This is a genomic window from Paraburkholderia sp. GAS448 (genome assembly GCF_050435685.1).
In the GTDB taxonomy this organism is placed as follows: Bacteria; Pseudomonadota; Gammaproteobacteria; order Burkholderiales; family Burkholderiaceae; genus Paraburkholderia.
Genome location: NZ_JBNDKT010000012.1, coordinates 200,491 through 217,056 on the forward strand (window position 1 = coordinate 200,491; position 16,566 = coordinate 217,056).

At 64.4% G+C, this 16,566-nt stretch carries 12 protein-coding genes and 1 riboswitch; of the genes, 2 read left to right on the forward strand and 10 right to left on the reverse strand.

All coding sequences use genetic code 11. The features are described 5' to 3' along the window. Nucleotides 1-36: 36 nt before the first annotated feature. The 10 genes from P3T23_RS22675 to P3T23_RS22720 all read right to left on the reverse strand — a co-directional run bounded on the left by P3T23_RS22675 (nt 37) and on the right by P3T23_RS22720 (nt 13,615). Complete coding sequence (locus tag P3T23_RS22675; protein WP_429318359.1) at nt 37-981, reverse strand: DUF2950 domain-containing protein; 945 nt, start codon at nt 979-981, stop codon at nt 37-39. Between the two features lie 21 nt (nt 982-1,002). Then, complete coding sequence (locus tag P3T23_RS22680; RefSeq protein ID WP_429318360.1) at nt 1,003-2,364, reverse strand: DUF3300 domain-containing protein; 1,362 nt, start codon at nt 2,362-2,364, stop codon at nt 1,003-1,005. Between the two features lie 190 nt (nt 2,365-2,554). Then, the gene (gene atzF / locus P3T23_RS22685; RefSeq protein ID WP_429318419.1) at nt 2,555-4,354 is read right to left on the reverse strand and encodes an allophanate hydrolase; all 1,800 of its coding nucleotides are present in this window, start codon (nt 4,352-4,354) and stop codon (nt 2,555-2,557) included. A gap of 37 nt (nt 4,355-4,391) precedes the next feature. Continuing rightward, the gene (gene uca / locus P3T23_RS22690) at nt 4,392-8,015 is read right to left on the reverse strand and encodes an urea carboxylase (protein ID WP_429318361.1); all 3,624 of its coding nucleotides are present in this window, start codon (nt 8,013-8,015) and stop codon (nt 4,392-4,394) included. 195 nt (nt 8,016-8,210) lie between these two features. After that, a complete protein-coding gene (locus P3T23_RS22695) occupies nt 8,211-8,852 on the reverse strand; it encodes an urea amidolyase associated protein UAAP2 (RefSeq protein WP_429318362.1) in 642 nt (213 codons plus the stop codon). 14 nt (nt 8,853-8,866) lie between these two features. Further along, a complete protein-coding gene (locus tag P3T23_RS22700) occupies nt 8,867-9,571 on the reverse strand; it encodes an urea amidolyase associated protein UAAP1 (protein WP_429318363.1) in 705 nt (234 codons plus the stop codon). A 12-nt stretch (nt 9,572-9,583) separates the two neighbouring features. After that, entirely contained in the window at nt 9,584-10,375 is a 792-nt protein-coding gene (locus P3T23_RS22705; RefSeq protein WP_429318364.1) for an ABC transporter ATP-binding protein, read from the reverse strand. Next, nucleotides 10,372-11,187 carry an ABC transporter permease gene (locus P3T23_RS22710; protein WP_429318365.1) on the reverse strand — a complete coding sequence of 272 codons (816 nt, stop codon included), beginning with the start codon at nt 11,185-11,187 and terminating at the stop codon, nt 10,372-10,374. The genes P3T23_RS22705 and P3T23_RS22710 overlap by 4 nt, the downstream gene beginning before the upstream one ends. A gap of 27 nt (nt 11,188-11,214) precedes the next feature. Beyond that, nucleotides 11,215-12,282: a putative urea ABC transporter substrate-binding protein gene (locus P3T23_RS22715; protein ID WP_429318366.1), complete on the reverse strand. Its 1,068-nt coding sequence runs from the start codon at nt 12,280-12,282 to the stop codon at nt 11,215-11,217. Nucleotides 12,283-12,340: 58 nt separating this feature from the next. Continuing rightward, nucleotides 12,341-12,450, reverse strand: a riboswitch (guanidine-I (ykkC/yxkD leader). Between the two features lie 241 nt (nt 12,451-12,691). Next, entirely contained in the window at nt 12,692-13,615 is a 924-nt protein-coding gene (locus P3T23_RS22720) for a LysR family transcriptional regulator (protein ID WP_429318367.1), read from the reverse strand. A gap of 267 nt (nt 13,616-13,882) precedes the next feature. Here P3T23_RS22720 and P3T23_RS22725 point away from each other — a divergent pair, with 267 nt between their 5' ends. Continuing rightward, entirely contained in the window at nt 13,883-14,998 is a 1,116-nt protein-coding gene (locus P3T23_RS22725) for an NADH:flavin oxidoreductase/NADH oxidase (protein WP_429318368.1), read from the forward strand. 85 nt (nt 14,999-15,083) lie between these two features. After that, nucleotides 15,084-16,436: an MFS transporter gene (locus P3T23_RS22730; protein WP_429318369.1), complete on the forward strand. Its 1,353-nt coding sequence runs from the start codon at nt 15,084-15,086 to the stop codon at nt 16,434-16,436. The last annotated feature ends 130 nt before the right edge of the window (nt 16,437-16,566 follow it).

The window sequence follows — 16,566 nt, forward strand, 5'->3', positions numbered from 1 at the left end:
ACGTCATGCGCCACGCCACCCTCGAAGGCGATCCATTCAGGGCTGCACTGGCTGCCATGACGGGTCCGGGTCGAACGACCTGAGCGCGGCTGCAACATCAGCCGAGCGTGGCCCAAGGTTCTTCTGATACACCCGGCCGTCCTGGTTGACGATGAAACTCATCACGCCGGTCTTGCCGTATTCGGCAGGCCACGCGACGAGACCGTAGCCCTTCATCAGCTTGCCGCCGTCCACGTAGTCCTGCGCGCCGCCTTTTGCGTGCTGGCCTTGAGCCGTGAGAATCCGGAAGTGATAACCGTAATAGCCCTCTTTGGTCACGGATTCGCGTTGCGGCATGGCTGCCGCGAGGGGGCCGAGCGGGCTTTCCGCTTCGCCTGGCGCGGCAGGCCAGTACAGGCCGTCATGCTGACCCGGCGTGCTGATGAGCCGCTGGGCATATTGCTGGTTCAGCGTGTTGTAGTCGTGCTGCGCGTCGACATAGGCGAGCGCGGTCATCATCGCTGCGTGTTCGTTGCGACCGATGCGGCGCGTGAAGATTTCATCTCGTCCGGCGACCGGATCGAAATGCCAGCCGTGTGAAGTCTGTACGAGCGGAATCGGCAACGTCCAGCCGTCCGTTCCGACGGACAGATGCTTGCTGGGGTGCCCTTCAAGCGGCGCAGGATTGTCGACGATCTCGTGTCCTTTCGCCCATTGGGCGAGGAAATCATAGATATCGTCCTCACCCACGTTCTTCGTCGGGATGAACTTCGTGTAATCGTTGCCAAGCACATGCTTCAGCGCGTCGCGATTATTGGTGGCGAGCGCATCGACAAAGGCATTGGCGGCGGCATCGGGCGTCGGGTAGACGGCCTGTGCGTGCGCCGCCGTAGCGCCGAGTAGCAGGGCAGACATAACGATCGTCGTGCCGACGATGCCGGGAGCGACCGCAAGCGTGACAGCGCTAAAGCGGCGTACGCGAAGTGCAGGGAAGCGGATCATGAGCGGCTCCTTTGAGATGGTTCATTGCCGGCCGATGGGGCGGTGACCACCGCCACCGCCGCCACCCAATCCGCCGCCGCGTTGACCGCCGCCGCCCGCACCCAGTCCGCCGGCACGTTGCTGACCGCCCCCCGCACCCAGTCCGCCACCGTGTTGTTGACCGCCGCCCCCCGCACCCAGTCCGCCACTGCGTTGTTGACCGCCGCCTGCGCCCAGGCCGCCTCCGTTGCTCGCCAGCGACTGCCGGCTCGCTTGCCCGCGCTGCAAATCCTGACGTGCGGCGTTGCCGTCCCCGGCGCCGCGCAGCGCGTTGTCGCGGTTGACGTTTTGTGCGCGATTCTGCAGCTCGCTGTTGTTGAGGCCGCCCTGATTCTGCGCGCGGCCTTTGAGGTCGTTGGAACTGACTCCACCCTTCTGGATATCCTGAAAACGCTGGCTCGCCGTGCCGCCGAGATTCTGACCGGTCCGGTTCTGAAGCGTCTGCTCCGCCTGTGCGCGTGACGCATCGCGGCCCCGGTAAGCATCGCGTTGCGCGGCGTTGAGGTTCGCATTGCGATTGACGTTTGCGTTGCGATTCCAGTTCGTCGTGTTGGTGTTCGTGTTGATCCGGTTGTTCACGTTGATGTTGTTGTACCGGTTGACGTTGACGTTGACGTCGTGAGTGTTCCAGTTAAAGCCGCCCCACAGCGAATTCGCCACCGCGATGCCAGCACCGAACGCGAGGCCCGCGGCAAGCCCCGTCGCTATCGCATAGCCGGGCGGCGGCGGGACATACACGGGCGGATACGCCGGATAAGGCCACGTGCCATAGACGACCGTCGGGTTATACGTCGGTACATAAACGACCTGCGGATTCGCCGGGACGATCTGGATCGTGCTCTGCTCGACGATCACTTTCTGCTGTTCGGTTGTTTGCAGGTGACCGGCCTGCTGGGCCTGTCTGCGCAGCTGCTGCACGGAGTCCATCACGTCGTTCGGCTGCGCGAGAAACGCGTTGCCGATCTGTGCGACCCAGTCGGGTTTCGACGCCATCGTCGCAAGCACCTGCGGAAACGCGACCAGCGATTGCACGCTTGGGTCCCACGGCTGCGACGCGACGGCCTTCACGGCGTCGTCGCCCTTCATGTTCGGATTGGCCCTCGACCAGGCCGCCGCAGCCTCGACGTCCTGCGGGAAGGTGGCAGCCATCAGCACCTGAGCGAGGAGGGCGTCCGGGTAGAGTGCAATCGGTGCGGTCAGCGAGTCGATCTGCTGGCTGGAAAACTGCGCGGCGTTTTGCGCATAGGCGGCAGAGGGTGCGAGGACGCCGATGAAAGGCGGTGCGCCGGCGAGTGCGGCTAACAGAATCAGTGAACCGCTCGGGTATGCCCTGGATCGTTTCACGATGAAGTCCCCCTGTACCGGCATCCGCACGCAAACGACCGATAAGCCGCCTTCATTGCAGAATTCCGATGGTGACCAGTTCAGACTAGCAATTTTTCCTCGGGATTTCAGGTTTTTCTGGTCATTGTCAACCCTTGATCTGCGGGTGGACGCTTGCGAAATAAAGCGCTATCCGCGCCTCACCACCGACTTATTTCGCGCCCGCGAGCCACGCCCGCCAGCCGCCGGTGTGGGTGATGTCGAGCGCATTCTGCAGGCCGTGCTGTTCGCAGATGAAGCCGGTTTCCCAACGTCCATCCGCGAGCTCGATCTTGCCGAGACCGAGCGGGGCGGGAATGCCAGCGAGAAACGAGCCGACTTCCGCACTGGGCAACTCCCATACCTCGACGGCAATCGCTGCGCTCGCCTGACTGACCCGCGCCATGCCCGGACGGGAAACGCCGCCGCCCGTCAATGCGTAGAGCCGGTAGTGCGGTGCGCTGGTCGTCGCAGCGACGAGCCGTGCGCCGCGTCGCGTCAACTGGCCGTTGAGCGGCAGGCCGTCAAGGTGCGCGCCGCACACGACAAGGCGCATCCGGTCGTGACGTGCGTTGCCGGCAGGTGCGTCGAGATCGCATGACACGCCGCCGACGAGCGGCAGTTCGAGCGCTCGCTGAAACCCATCCGCGACACTCAACAGATACTGGTCGGTGAATGCGCGGCCGAAGAGCGTCACGCCCCAGGGCAGGCCGCTCTTCATGAAGCCGGCCGGCACGGCGAGCGCAGCGTAGTCGAGCAGGTTCATGAAGTTCGTGTAATAGCCGAGCAGCGAATTCGCGCCGATCGGATCGCGCTCCAGTTCATCTAGTGTGACCGGACGCGGGAAGGACGGCGTCAGCACGAAATCGAGCGTATCGAGCACGGCGTCGCAGGTTGTTTTCAGCGCCTGCAGGCGGTATTGCGCGCGGAATGCGTCGACAGCGGTGGTGCCCGGCGCCTTCGCGAGCACATCACGGATCACGGGGAGCACCGCCTCCGGTTGCGTCTCCATCAGTTCGCCCGCGACGCTGTAACGTTCCGCGACCCAGGGGCCTTCGTACAGCAGCTTCGCCGCTTCGATAAACGGTGCGAAGTCGATCTCGACCGCCTCGCCGCCGAGCGCTTCCAGCGTCGCTCGCGCGTGAGCGAACAACGCCGGACTTTCTTCGCAACCGGCGAATTCGGCTACGCGCGGCACGCCGAAACGAAAGCGCGCGACCTTGCCGAACGCTGTCGCGTCGTTCCATTGCGGATTGGCACGGCTGTAGGGATCGGCGGGGTCCAGTTGCGCGGTCAAGGCAAGCAGTTCGCTGGCTTCGCGTGCGGTTGCGGTGAGGAACGTGACGCAGTCGAGCGTGCGGCACGCGGGTACGACGCCCGCCGTCGATAGCAGGCCCTTCGTGCCCTTCAGCCCTACGAGGTTGTTCAACGCAGCGGGCACGCGTCCGGAGCCTGCGGTATCGGTGCCGAGCGCGAAGCTCGCGACACCCAGCGCCACGGCCAGCGACGACCCCGAACTCGATCCGCCCGACGGATAGTCCGGCAGCACGCTGTTACGGCACTTGCCATAGGGCGAACGTGTGCCGTTCAGACCGGTGGCGAACTGGTCGAGATTGGTTTTCCCAAGTGGCACCGCCCCGAGCGCAATCAACTGCGCGACAAGCGTGGCGGATTCAGCAGGCGTGTACGCGAAGGCAGGGCATGCAGCGGTCGTCGGTATGCCCGCGAGGTCGATGTTGTCCTTGATCGCAAACGGGACGCCAAAAAGCGGTAGCGATTCGACATCGCGTGTTTCCAGCGCGGCGAGATACGGTTCGAGTTCCGCCTCGGACAGCAAATGAATGAACAGGTGATAGTCCGCGTCGAGCGCGGCCGCGCGCTCGCGCAACCCGCCAATCAGACGGCGCGGCGTGGTGGTCCCTGCGCGGTACGCCGCGCGCAGCGTGGGCAGACGCAGATCGAATGAAAACATGCCGGATCCTGAGGAGTAGTTGTTCATGGCTTAAGCCTCACGCGCGTCCGATCACCACGACACGCTGTCCTGCCCGCACCGGAGAACCGGGTGCGACGTACACCTCGTCGACGATGCCTGAGCAGGGTGCCGTGACCGAAATCTCCATCTTCATGGATTCGATGACGAGCAGCACGTCGCCCGCCGCGACCGTCGCGCCGGGGTTGACGTGGACCTGCCACAGATTGCCGGCGATCTCGCTGTCTACCGCGACCTGGTGGTCTTCGAGCGGCGTCGTGCCGATGTCGGCGGCAGTGGGCGACTCCAGCGCTTCCAGGGCGCTGCCCGCCTCGTGCCAGCGCTGCCGTTCGGCCTGAAACGCGGCCTGCTGCTGCGTGCGGAACTGGTCGATGTCGTCGGCTTCGCGCTCGATAAAGGCCTGATAGTCGGCAAGCGACAGTTCGGTTTCTTCGATCCGCAGCGGGTAACGCCCGAGCGGAAAGTCCGCGCGTATCTGCAGCAGTTCGTCTGCCGGGACTTCGTAGAAACGGATCTGGTCAAAGAAGCGCAGCAGATACGGGCGGCCGGCGAAGTCCGCCGTTTGACGAAAGCGATTCCACATCTGCAGCGTGCGCCCGACGAACTGGTATCCGCCCGGACCTTCCATCCCGTACACGCACAGATAGGCGCCGCCGATGCCGACCGAGTTCTCCGCGGTCCATGTCCGTGCCGGGTTGTACTTGGTCGTCACGAGGCGATGGCGCGGGTCGAGCGGCGTCGCAACCGGCGCGCCGAGATAGACATCACCGAGACCCATCACGAGATAACTTGCCTCGAAGACGATGTTCTTCACGGCGTCGATCGAATCGAGATCGTTGATGCGGCGGATGAATTCCAGATTGCTCGGGCACCATGGGGCGTCCTTGCGCACCGTGGTCATGTATTTGTCGATGGCGAGCTGACAGGCCGGGTCGTCCCACGACAGCGGCAGGTGCACGATGCGCGACGGCACGCGCAGATCCTGTTGCAGCAGCACACGCTGCCAGGTGCTTTCGACTGTGGCGAGCAGGGTGGCGAGCGGCAGACGTTCAGGCTGGTAGTGAATCTGCAGCGAGCGGATGCCGGGCGTGAGGTCGATCACACCTTCGATGTCGAGCGCCTCAAGCGATTGCATCAGCGCATGGCCGCGAAACCGCAGCACGAGGTCGAGTTCGGCCGGGCCGATTTCGAGCAGCAGGTGCGTATCGCCGGACAGGCGCGCGACGAGCCGCTCGCGATCCGAGCCGATGTCCAGCACTATCGGCGACGCGAGCGCAGGCGTTGCGCCGATGCGCGAGCCGTCGAGCGGCGCTGCGTCTGTCTGCGCTTCGAGCATGGCCGTTTCGACATGGCGGGCTCGCGCGGCGGCACGCGCCGTTTCGATATCGACGGGCACGAAGCGCACCTTGTCGCCGGCCTTCAGTTGGCCGATCTGCCAGAGGTCCGCCTCGATGATCGTGACCGGACAGACGAAGCCGCCGAGACTGGGGCCATCGGGGCCCAGAATCACCGGCATGTCGCCGGTAAAGTCGATCGCGCCCACCGCATACGGATTGTCGTGAATGTTCGACGGATGCAGGCCCGCTTCGCCGCCGTCCTGACGCGTCCATTCCGGCTTCGGACCGATCAGGCGCACGCCGGTGCGGCTGGAGTTGAAATGGATCTCCCATGCGGTCGCCAGAAAGCGGTCGATGTACGCCGCACTGAAATATTCCGGTGCGCCGTGCGGGCCGTAGATCACCCGCAGCACGCGCACGTCCTGCAGTTGCGGCGTGAGCGGGGCGGGCAATGCTGCGCCCGCCGTACGGTCAGTGAGTGGTTGAAGGTGCAGTACATCGCCGGCGCGCAGCGCGCGGCCGCCATGTCCGCCGAACTGTCCCAGCGTGAATGTGCTTCGGCTGCCGAGATACTGTGCAACGTCGAGTCCGCCGCGCACGCACAGATAGGCGCGCGCGCCTGCGCCGCGAATCGTGCCGAGCGCGAGCGTCGCGCCAGCCGCGATGAAGAGCGCCGTGTGGAGCGGCTGGGGGATGTCGTCGATCGTGACAGGCAGCGCCGCACCTGTGATGGCGACGACCGCATCGGTATTGAAGCGCAGCGTCGGGCCGCTCATGGTGATTTCGAGCGCGGCAGCGCATGCGTCGTTGCCGAGCAGGCGATTGCCGAGCTGCAACGCGCGGTCGTCCATCGGACCTGACGGCGGAATGCCTACCGCCCAGTAGCCGAGCCGCCCCGGATAATCCTGGACCGTCGTCTGCGTGCCGCCGCTCAACACCTCGAGCGTGGTGGCGTGATAGCGGAGACCTTCGAGGCAACGCGTCCACGGCTCGCCGCTCGCGAATGGCGCGTCGTCGAGTATTTGCCGCAGATAGTCGCGATTCGTCTCGACGCCGTACAGGCGCGTTGCGCCAAGCGCCGCGCCGAGCGCGTGGCGCGCTTCATCGCGCGTCGGCGACCAGGCGATCAGTTTCGCCAGCATCGGATCGAAGTAGGGCGGCACCTCGCAGCCGGCTTCGATCCACGTATCGATACGCAGTGCGCGGCCATCGGCAGCGGGGAACGCAACGTCCGTCAGCAGGCCCGGGCTGGGTTTGAAATCACGGCCCGGATCTTCGGCGTAGAGGCGCGCCTGGATCGCGTGGCCAGAGGGCCGCAGCTCGCGCATGAGCGTATCGAGCGGCGCCAGCGTACCGGCCGCGAGTTCGACCATCCAGCGCACGAGATCGACACCCCAGACCTGTTCCGTCACACCATGCTCGACCTGCAGACGCGTGTTCACTTCGAGGAAATAGAAGCGCTCGGCGAGGCTGTCGTAGACGAACTCGACCGTTCCCGCCGAGCGGTAGCTGACGGCCTTCGCCAGCCGGATCGCCGCGGCGCAAAGCGCGTCGGCCATACCGTCGGGCAGGTTCGGCGCGGGTGTCTCCTCCAGCACCTTCTGGTTGCGCCGTTGCACGGAACAGTCGCGCACGCCAAGCGCGATGGCGTCACCTCTGCCGTCGCCGAAGACCTGCACTTCAAGATGACGCGCACGCTCGATGTATTTCTCGAGAAACACGCCCGCGTCGCTGAAGTTGTTCTGACCGAGGCGCTTCACGACGTCGAACTGCGACGTCAGTTCATCGACCGAGCGGCACACGCGCATGCCGATGCCGCCACCGCCTGCCGTGCTTTTCAGCATCACCGGGTAGCCGATGCGTTCTGCCGCCTCCAGTGCAGCGGCAATGTCGTCGAGCAGACCGGTGCCCTCCAGCATCGGCACGCCCTGCGTTGCGGCGATCGAGCGCGCGGTGTGCTTGAGCCCGAAAGCACGCAACTGATCGGGTGTCGGTCCGATGAACGCGATGCCGGCTGCTTCGCACGCCTGCGCGAAGGCGGCGTTCTCCGACAGGAAGCCGTAGCCCGGATGAATCGCCTGCACCCGTTCGGCACGCGCGACGGCGAGGATCTTGCCGACGTCGAGATAGGTCGCGCCGGCCGCGCCTTCACCCAGACCGTGCGCCGCGGAGGCTTCTGTGACGTGCCGGCTTGCGCGGTCGGCTTCGCTGTACACCGCGATACCCGCCACATCAAGTTCGCGCAGCGTGCGCAGGATGCGGCAGGCAATCGCGCCGCGATTGGCAATGAGGACTTTCTCGAACATGAGAGGACGTGTAAGGCATGGGCGGGCCGTCCCGCCACGTGGGCATGCATGCCGTGGTCGTCCACGGCGTGTCAGCGATGAAGCTGTCTGGCGTTTAGTGCTTTGTCTGCACGGGCGAGGTGGCGGCGCGGTGCATCGGGAAATAGCGTTCCGCGCGAACCCGCAGCACGTCGTAGATCCAGTTGCGCAGGGTCTTCAGTTCCATATCAGCAGCTCCGCGGGCGTCGGGTTGTAGGCGTTGCAGGGGTTGTTCAGCTGCGGACAGTTCGAGATCAGCACGATCACATCCATTTCAGCGCGCATCTCGACGTATTTGCCGGGCGCCGAAATGCCGTCTTCGAACGTCAGGCCGCCGCTCGCCGTCACCGGCACGTTCATGAAGAAGTTGACGTTCGCATTGATGTCGCGCTTCGACAGGCGGCCGTCGTGCGCACAGGCACGCAGGTAGTTGTCGCGGCAGCTATGCATGTAGCGCTTTTCGAGTGCATAGCGCACGGTGTTGCTCTCCTGTGCGCAGGCCCCGCCGAGCGTATCGTGACGTCCGCACGTATCGGCGACGATCGTCAGCATCGGGTTGCCGAGGTTCGAATAGAGCACCGTGCCGGTGGTCAGATACAGGCTTTGCTGGCGACGCAGCGTACGTTGAGCGTCGTAGCGTTCGCGCGGGTCGGCGAGGCTGTAGAACAGCGTATCGACGGCCTGGTTGCCTTCCAGGTCGTGAATGCGCAGCGTCTGGCCGGCCTTCACTTCCTTGAGCCACGGTTCGCCCGCCGCAAGCGTTTCGCGATAGATCGCATCGGCGGGATTCCTTGTGCTTTCGATGAGCGTGGTCGTCATCTGGCGTGCTCCGGTCAAAGAAAGAAGCGTTCGGTATTGATGAAGCCGCGGACGTTTTCGTCGCAAGACGTGCGGCAGAGTTCGGCGACCTGCGGGTCGGCCTCGGCCAGCGTGAGCCTGACGGGCTTCGGCGCGTATTCCGGATTCGGGTCGAGCGGATGTTGGATCGCCGTCAGCACGACGAGCGTGTTCATCGGCGCGTACAGCTCGACGTAGTCGCCGGCCTTCGAATTGCCCGGCACGAAGCTGAGCGCGCCGGCGTCGGTGACATCGACACGGCTGAACAGGTTCAGCGTCATCAGCAGATCGGAGAGGCCGAGGCCCCACTTGCCGAGTTCGACGAGCAGGTTGTCGGTGCCATTGCGGAAGAACGCGTTGCGCAATTCCTGATAGCGGCCGGTGCCGTATTTCTGCTGCACTTCTTCCGCGTTCGATACGCCGGTGAGCGTGTCATGCCAGCCGCACGTGTCCGCAACGATGGCGGCGAGCACGCGGCCCATGTCGGAATACAGGCAATGACCGGCGGTGAGTTTTGCAGTGTGCTGGCACTTGAGCGTGTCGGGCAGATTGAGGCGCTCGCTTTTCTCTGCGGCGTTGACCATCATCACGCTCACGTTGGCGCCGCCGCGCAGATCGGTGATCCGCAGCGATTGCCCACGCCTGACGATGAGCGACGCGTGAGCGCCGCCGGGAACCGTTTCTTCCAGTAGATAATCCATGTTGCGTTTCCCTTAAGCCGGAATCACATCGGCGCGCGATGCGCCTTCCACCACGGCCTGCGCCATGTGAAGGGACGATATCGAGTCGCGGCTGTGATCCAGTGGAATGTTGTACGTGATGCGCGCGCCGTAAGCCTGCGGCGCCTGCGGATCGACGCGCACCTTGTCGAATACCAGCACGCGGCTGCCGAGCGCGAAGCCTTCCTTCAGATCGTGCGTGACCATGAAAATCGTCAGGCCGGTTTCGCGCCACAGCGCGAGCAGCAGTTCGTGCATGTCCTTGCGAATGCCTGGGTCGAGCGCGCCGAACGGCTCGTCGAGCAGCAGCACGCGCGGCTTCATCACCAGCGCCTGCGCAATCGCGAGACGTTGCTGCATGCCGCCGGACAGTTGATGCGGGTACTTGTCGAGCGCGGCGCCGAGACCCACACGCTCGAGCATCGACACCGCTTCGTCCTGCGCCGCGCGACGGCGTGCGCCGAAGAGACGGCCGGTGAATTTCGCCTGCGGCAGTTCGAGCCCGAGCAGCACGTTGCGCATGACGCTCAGATGGTCGAACACCGAATAGCGCTGAAACACCACGCCGCGATGCGCATCCGGTTCGCCGGGCAACGGCTCGCCGTCGAGCAGGATCTCGCCGCGCGTCGCGCGTTCCTGGCCGAGCAGCAGGCGCAGGAAGGTCGACTTGCCGCATCCCGATGCGCCCACCATCGAACAGAATTCCCCTTGCCCGATCTTCAGGTTGATCCGCTCCAGCACGACCTGCTCGCCGTACTCTTTCCAGACGTTACGGACTTCGATCATCGTGAGCCTCCGCCGTACCAGGGGAACGCCCATTTCGTGAGGCGCCGCAACGCTTCGTCCATCAGCCATGCGAGCAGCGTGATCCACATCACGTAAGGCAGGATCACGTCCATCGCGAGATAGCGGCGCACGAGGAAGATGCGATAGCCGAGGCCGTCCGTCGATGCGATCGCTTCGGCGGCGATCAGGAAGAGCCACGCAGAGCACAGCGACAGCCGCAACGCGACGAGGAGCCGCGGCAACAGTTGCGGCACGATCACGCGCAGCATCAGCGTCCAACTGGTGGCGCCGAGTGTCTGCGCCTTCACCCACAGCTCGTTCGGAATCTCGCGGGCGCGCTGCTGAAGATCGCGGATCATCATCGGCGTGATGCCGATGACGATCAGCACGACCTTCGACAGTTCGTCCAGCCCGAACACGATGAAGAGGATCGGCAGCACGGCGAGCGGCGGGATCATCGAGATCACCGTGATGAACGGGGAAAGCGTCGCCGTGACGAGCGGAATGCTGCCCGTCAGGATGCCCGCCACGAGGGCGATCGCCGCGCTAACCACGAGACCGATGCCAAGGCGCCGCAGGCTCGACGCCGTGTCGGCCCACAGCAGATGCTCGCCGGTGCGCCTGTCCTCGGTGAAGGCGAACTGTCTGACCGCGTCGCTCATTTGCGTCGCGCTCGGCAGCAGCTTGTCCTCGGGGTTCGCCGCGAGGCGCAGCGACGATCCCGTGAAGTACACCGCGACCAGCACGATGAACGGCATGAGCAGCAGCATCAGCGCGCCGCTGCGGCCTGGATGTCGGTTGATGAGTCGCATGTCGTACAGTCTCGTGGTTCAGGGGCTCTACAGCTTGCCGTCCGCGGCCAGCCGTACGTAGGTCGGATCGAAGCGCAGCTTGACGTTGCTCTTGCTGCCGACGATCACGCCCTTGTCGAAGGCCATGCCGACCGCGTTCGCGTCGGGCGCGCCCTGGCCGAGCAGGCCATGGTCGAATGAGAACTTCGCGACGCGCGTCATGGTTTGCGGCAGGCTCGGACTGGTGGCGAAGTCGAGCGCGGCCTTCGGGGTGTAGAAGAGCGCCGTGGTCGAGAGCTGGCCCTTGAAGCCGGCGAGGTCGGTGCCGGAAGCCTTGGCCATCGACGTCAACGCAGCCGTGCTGCTGGCGCTATTCGCATGCATCAGCGCGACCATTTCGAACCATGCGCCGGTGAGCGCCTTGCCGAGCGCCGGGTTGTCCTGAAGCGTCTTCGTGTTGACGACCATCATGTCCATGATTTCGCCGGGGATCTTGCTGGAATCGAAGACTTCGGTGACGTTCGGCTGTCCCTTCAGGTCGGCGAGCATCGGGTTCCACGTGACGGCCTGCTTGACGGTGGGCGTGGCGAACGCGGCCGAGATGTCCGCATCCGATGTGTTGACAACCTTCAGGTCGCGCTCGCTCAGGCCGGCCGATTCGAGCGCCCGCGCGAGCAGATAGTGCGAAACGGAGAACTCGACCAGATTGACCGGCTGGCCTTTGAGGTCCGCGATCTTCTTGCCGTTGCCCTTGATGAGCACGCCGTCGTTGCCGTTCGAGTAGTCGCTGATGATGAGCGCGGTGGAGTCGACGCCGCCGGTGGCGGGAATCGTCAGCGCATCCATATTGGTCATCGCGCAGCCGTCGAACTTGCCGGCGGTGTACTGGTTGATCGATTCGACGTAGTCGTTGAGCTGGACGACATCGACATTGATGCCGTATTTCTTTGCCCACTTCGAGACGATGCCCTGGGTTTTGGCTTCGCCCCATGGCATCCAGCCAGCGTAGATGGTCCAGCAGACCTTGAAGTCCGTGCGCCCGGCGGCAAACGTTGGAGTGGAGGCGAGAATGGAGAGAGCGGTGACGGCAGCAGCGAACAGACGGAGCTTGCGCATGAAGTTGACCTCGGGTTGACGGGTTATCGACGGCAGGAGCGGCGCGACTTCTCGCGTTCTCTCCCGGGCTTTTATCCCGCCGTGTAACCTCGCCTGAGGTCGACAACTCTCGGACCAGCATCCGCTTCGCATGACGCGATGCAGACCGGAACCCTAGTCGTCCATTGCAAATTGTGACTACCAAACCGGATGTAGCGCCGGCTCCTTGGGAGGCTTGAAAAGCGAGAACTGTGCCATGCAATGTATTGCCGTGTGCAGGGCGTCTGGTGCGATGGCGATGCCCTGAATCGAGGCAGGAGCGCCATGAACAGGCGCCGCGATGCCCGGCAATGGTGCAGGTTGGGGCATGCCGTCCGTTACCGCAACGGACGGTCTGTGCGGTGGTTGTGCGAGCAATGTGCGCCGGCGGTCACGCTGTGCGATGGCCGCTTTCGAGGTGGTCGACGAGCAGGCGGGCAGGCATTGGCAGCGTCTGGAAATTGCGGGCGATGATGAGAAGAGGGCGCAGCGACCACGGTTCGTCGAGTTCGACGACACGAAACGATGCGGCGTGCCGATACGGCACGACGCTGCCCTCGGGCAGCACGCCGATGCCGAGACCCGCGCTCACCATATTGCGCACGCCCTCGAAACTCGTCACCTCGATGCGCACGCGCAGGCGCTTGCCGGTGCGCTCGGCGGCCGCGCGACACAGCTTCGGGATCGACGTGCCGTACGGCATGCTGACGAAGTCTTCGTCGAGCGCTTCCGCAAAGCTGACGCTTGCGCGCGCGGCCAGCGGATGATCCGACGGCACGATCAGCACCAGCTTGTCGGTGCGGTACGGATGCCATTGCAGATCGCCGAGCGAATCCGTGGCGGCCGAGCAGATACCGAGGTCGGCCACGCCGCTCACGATCGCCTGCACCACTTCGTCGCTGGTCTTTTCGACCATGTCGATCCGCACTTCCGGATTCGCACGCAGAAACGAGTGCAGCGCGCCTGGCAGATACTGAACCATCGCGGTGAAGTTCACATAGATCCGCGCGTGCCCGCGCAACCCTTCCGAGTATTCGGACAGCTCATCCGAAATCTGCTGCAGATGCTCGATCAGGCGCCTCGCGTGGTGATAGAGCGCTTCTCCCGCAGGCGTAGCCTGCACGCCGCGGCTGTGGCGATAGAGGAGCGGCGTCCCGGCATCGCTCTCGAGGTCCGATACGCGCTTGCTGACCGCCGACGCCACAAGGTGCGTGCGCCCCGACGCCGCTGCTATGCTGCCTTCCTCGATCACCGCTACGAAGATGCGCAGCGACTCCATGTCGAAGCGTACCGGTCGATCTGCTGCAACACGCATCTGCTCTCCTGGGGAAGGGTTTTCCCGTATTTTTCCGCTTGCATCCATCGCGTTTGACGATGCCTGCATTGAACATTCAGAAGTTCTCAAGATGCCCGGAACTCCGCATCCTATGAGCAACAGGGATTCGATCGGCGCGGCGCCATCGTTGGTCATGCGGCGCTGACGCATCGCGCTTTGCGATTTTAAGTCGAGGTCGCGACTTTTGTTCGGCGCCCGCCGCCCTGCGTACAGGTCATCATCTTTACCGGGTAAGGAAACGCATCGATGAGCGCAACACTTTTTTCTCCCTTCGAACTTGGTTCGCTCAAGCTGGACAACCGCATCATCATCAGCCCGATGTGCCAGTACAGCGCCGTCGACGGCTCGGCGAGCGCGTGGCATCGCACGCATATCGGCAACCTGTCGCAAAGCGGCGCCAGCCTGATGCTGCTCGAAGCGACCGCGGTGGAAGCGGGCGGCCGGATCACGCCATACTGCCTTGGCCTTTACTCCGATGCGAACGAAGCGGCGCTCGCGAGCGTCCTCGACGAGGTCCGCCAGTTCAGCGACATGCCGATCGGCATCCAGCTGTGTCACGCGGGACGCAAGTCGTCGAGCGAGCCGCCCTGGCGAGGCGGCGCGCAGATCGCGCTGAAAGACGGCGGCTGGCGCGCCTACGGGCCGTCGGCGCTGCCCCAGTCCGAAGGAGAAATACCGCCGCTCGAACTCGATCACGAGGGCCTGAAGCGCATCCGTGACGCGTTTGTCGAGAGTGCGCGGCGGGCCGCGCGGCTCGACCTCGCTGCCATCGAACTCCACTTTGCACACGGCTATCTGCTGCACCAGTTTCTCTCGCCGGTTGCCAACCAGCGGAACGACGAATATGGTGGCTCGCCGGAAAACCGGATGCGCTTTCCGCTCGAGATCTTCGACGCGGTGCGCGCCGTCTGGCCCGCCGGGAAGCCGCTCGGCGTGCGTGTCTCGGCAACCGACTGGGTCGAGGGCGGCTGGGACATCGAGCAGACCATCGAGCTTGCGCGGCGCCTTCACGAGCGCGGCTGCGACTGGATCGATGTCTCGACGGGCGGGGTGTCGCCGCGCCAGAAAATTCCGGTCGGGCCACACTATCAGATCCCGTTTGCCCGCGCGGTGCGTGAAGCAACCGGCATGAAGACCATAGGCGTCGGCCTCATTACCGACGCGGCAGAGGCCGACAAGGTGATTCGCGACGGCGACGCCGACCTGATCGCTCTCGCCCGTGCCGTGCTGTGGGACCCGCGCTGGCCGTGGCATGCCGCCGCCGAACTGGGTGCGACCGTCAAGGCGTCGCCGCAATACTGGCGCTGCGAGCCACGCGGCGCCGGCCGCGTCTTCGACGGCGCGGCGTTCGGGCAACGCTAGCCCCGGGCTCGTGGCCAAAGTGAGAGCCGGCGCACGACCGGCAACACGCAGAAACACCCTGATGAAAGCATGAAGGAGACGAAAGATGGAACACGGACACCTTGCTGTCAGCACACGGAACCGCTGGTACGACGGCCTGACGTCGATGCACTGGCGCGTGCTCAAGGCAAGCTTTCTTGGCTGGATCTTCGACGGCTACGAGGCGCTGGCGCTCGTCGTCGTCCTGGGGCCGATGCTGCACTCGGTGCTGTCGCCGGCGCAGGCGGCGTCTCCCACGATCTACGCGGGTCTGGTCATCGGAATCACGCTGCTCGGCTGGGGCGCAGGCGGTCTGGTCGGCGGGATTCTCGCGGATTACGTGGGGCGCAAGCGCATGATGCTGTGGTCCGTGTTCCTCTACGCGGTGCTCTCGGGTTTGACTGCGTTTTCGCAAACCTTCTGGATGCTGTGCGGACTGCGCTTTCTGACCGGCCTCGCAATGGGCAGCGAATGGAGCACAGGTATCGCGCTGCTGTCGGAGACATGGCCGGAGCAGGCCCGTGCGAAAGGGGCAGGCTTCCTGCAGTCGGGCTTCGGCTGGGGCACCTTGATCGCGGCGCTCGTGTGGTACGCGCTTGCGTCGACGCATCCGCTCGGCGCTGAAACGTGGCGGCTGATGTTCGTGCTGGGCGCGTTGCCGGCGCTCTTCGTGCTGTATATCCGGCGCGGGGTGAACGAGTCGGAGAAATGGCAGCGTGCGGTGCGCGAGAAGCGCTGGAGCGCGACGAACGTCGGGCCGGCCGCGGGCGAAGCCTCTGACTCCGGCAAGCGTCCCTTCACGCTGGCGCAACTCTTTAGCGAACGCGAAGCGCTGCGCCGCACGCTGATCCTGCTCGTGCTGTCGATTGTCACAACCGTCGGCTGGTGGGCTATTTCCAGCTGGCTGCCGACCTACACCGTGGCGCTCGCCAGGGCGGAAGGCATCCCGGACGCGCTGTCATGGGGCTCGAAGATATCGATCGTCTACACCGTCGGCGCGATCGTGGCTTACATGGTGGCGGGCTTCGTGGTCGACGCAATCGGTCGGCGCGCGTTCCTGTCGCTGACTTTCGTCGGCGCGCTGGTGACGACATTCATCACCTACAAGCTGACGACGAGCATCGAAGTGATGATGTGGGTCGCGCCGGTCAACGGTTTCTTCACGCTGGGCTGTGCCTATGTGTGGATGGCCATTTATCCGGGCGAGCTCTTTAGCTGCAGCGTTCGTTCGACCGCGATCAGCTTCGTGTTCAATGCTGCGCGCCTGATCGCGTGGGTTTTCCCGATCATTGCAGGAAGCATGATCAAGTCTTTCGGCGGCGTGTCGCAGGCGGCACTGGCGATGGGCTCGGTATATCTGCTCGGCATCGTGCTGCCGTGGTTCCTGCCGGAGACGCGCGGCGCGGGCATGCCCGACTAGGATGGGGCCTTCCGGTTGCCGGTGACGGCGCAGCGCCTGCTGCGCCGTCATGTCGTTGAGCGTTGGATATTTGTAAGATAAATTATTTCTTTCCCCGCGGAATAATTTCGCGCGATTGATGTTTAGTCCG

What these genes read in the sequence shown, in the direction of transcription:
- P3T23_RS22700 (WP_429318363.1), bottom strand. Translation starts at nt 9,571, where the DNA reads ATGGATTATCTACTGGAAGAAACGGTTCCCGGCGGCGCTCACGCGTCG.
- uca (WP_429318361.1), bottom strand. Translation starts at nt 8,015, where the DNA reads ATGTTCGAGAAAGTCCTCATTGCCAATCGCGGCGCGATTGCCTGCCGC.
- P3T23_RS22675 (WP_429318359.1), bottom strand. Translation starts at nt 981, where the DNA reads ATGATCCGCTTCCCTGCACTTCGCGTACGCCGCTTTAGCGCTGTCACG.
- P3T23_RS22730 (WP_429318369.1), top strand. Translation starts at nt 15,084, where the DNA reads ATGGAACACGGACACCTTGCTGTCAGCACACGGAACCGCTGGTACGAC.
- P3T23_RS22720 (WP_429318367.1), bottom strand. Translation starts at nt 13,615, where the DNA reads ATGCGTGTTGCAGCAGATCGACCGGTACGCTTCGACATGGAGTCGCTG.
- P3T23_RS22695 (WP_429318362.1), bottom strand. Translation starts at nt 8,852, where the DNA reads ATGACGACCACGCTCATCGAAAGCACAAGGAATCCCGCCGATGCGATC.
- P3T23_RS22715 (WP_429318366.1), bottom strand. Translation starts at nt 12,282, where the DNA reads ATGCGCAAGCTCCGTCTGTTCGCTGCTGCCGTCACCGCTCTCTCCATT.
- P3T23_RS22705 (WP_429318364.1), bottom strand. Translation starts at nt 10,375, where the DNA reads ATGATCGAAGTCCGTAACGTCTGGAAAGAGTACGGCGAGCAGGTCGTG.
- P3T23_RS22710 (WP_429318365.1), bottom strand. Translation starts at nt 11,187, where the DNA reads ATGCGACTCATCAACCGACATCCAGGCCGCAGCGGCGCGCTGATGCTG.
- atzF (WP_429318419.1), bottom strand. Translation starts at nt 4,354, where the DNA reads ATGTTTTCATTCGATCTGCGTCTGCCCACGCTGCGCGCGGCGTACCGC.
- P3T23_RS22725 (WP_429318368.1), top strand. Translation starts at nt 13,883, where the DNA reads ATGAGCGCAACACTTTTTTCTCCCTTCGAACTTGGTTCGCTCAAGCTG.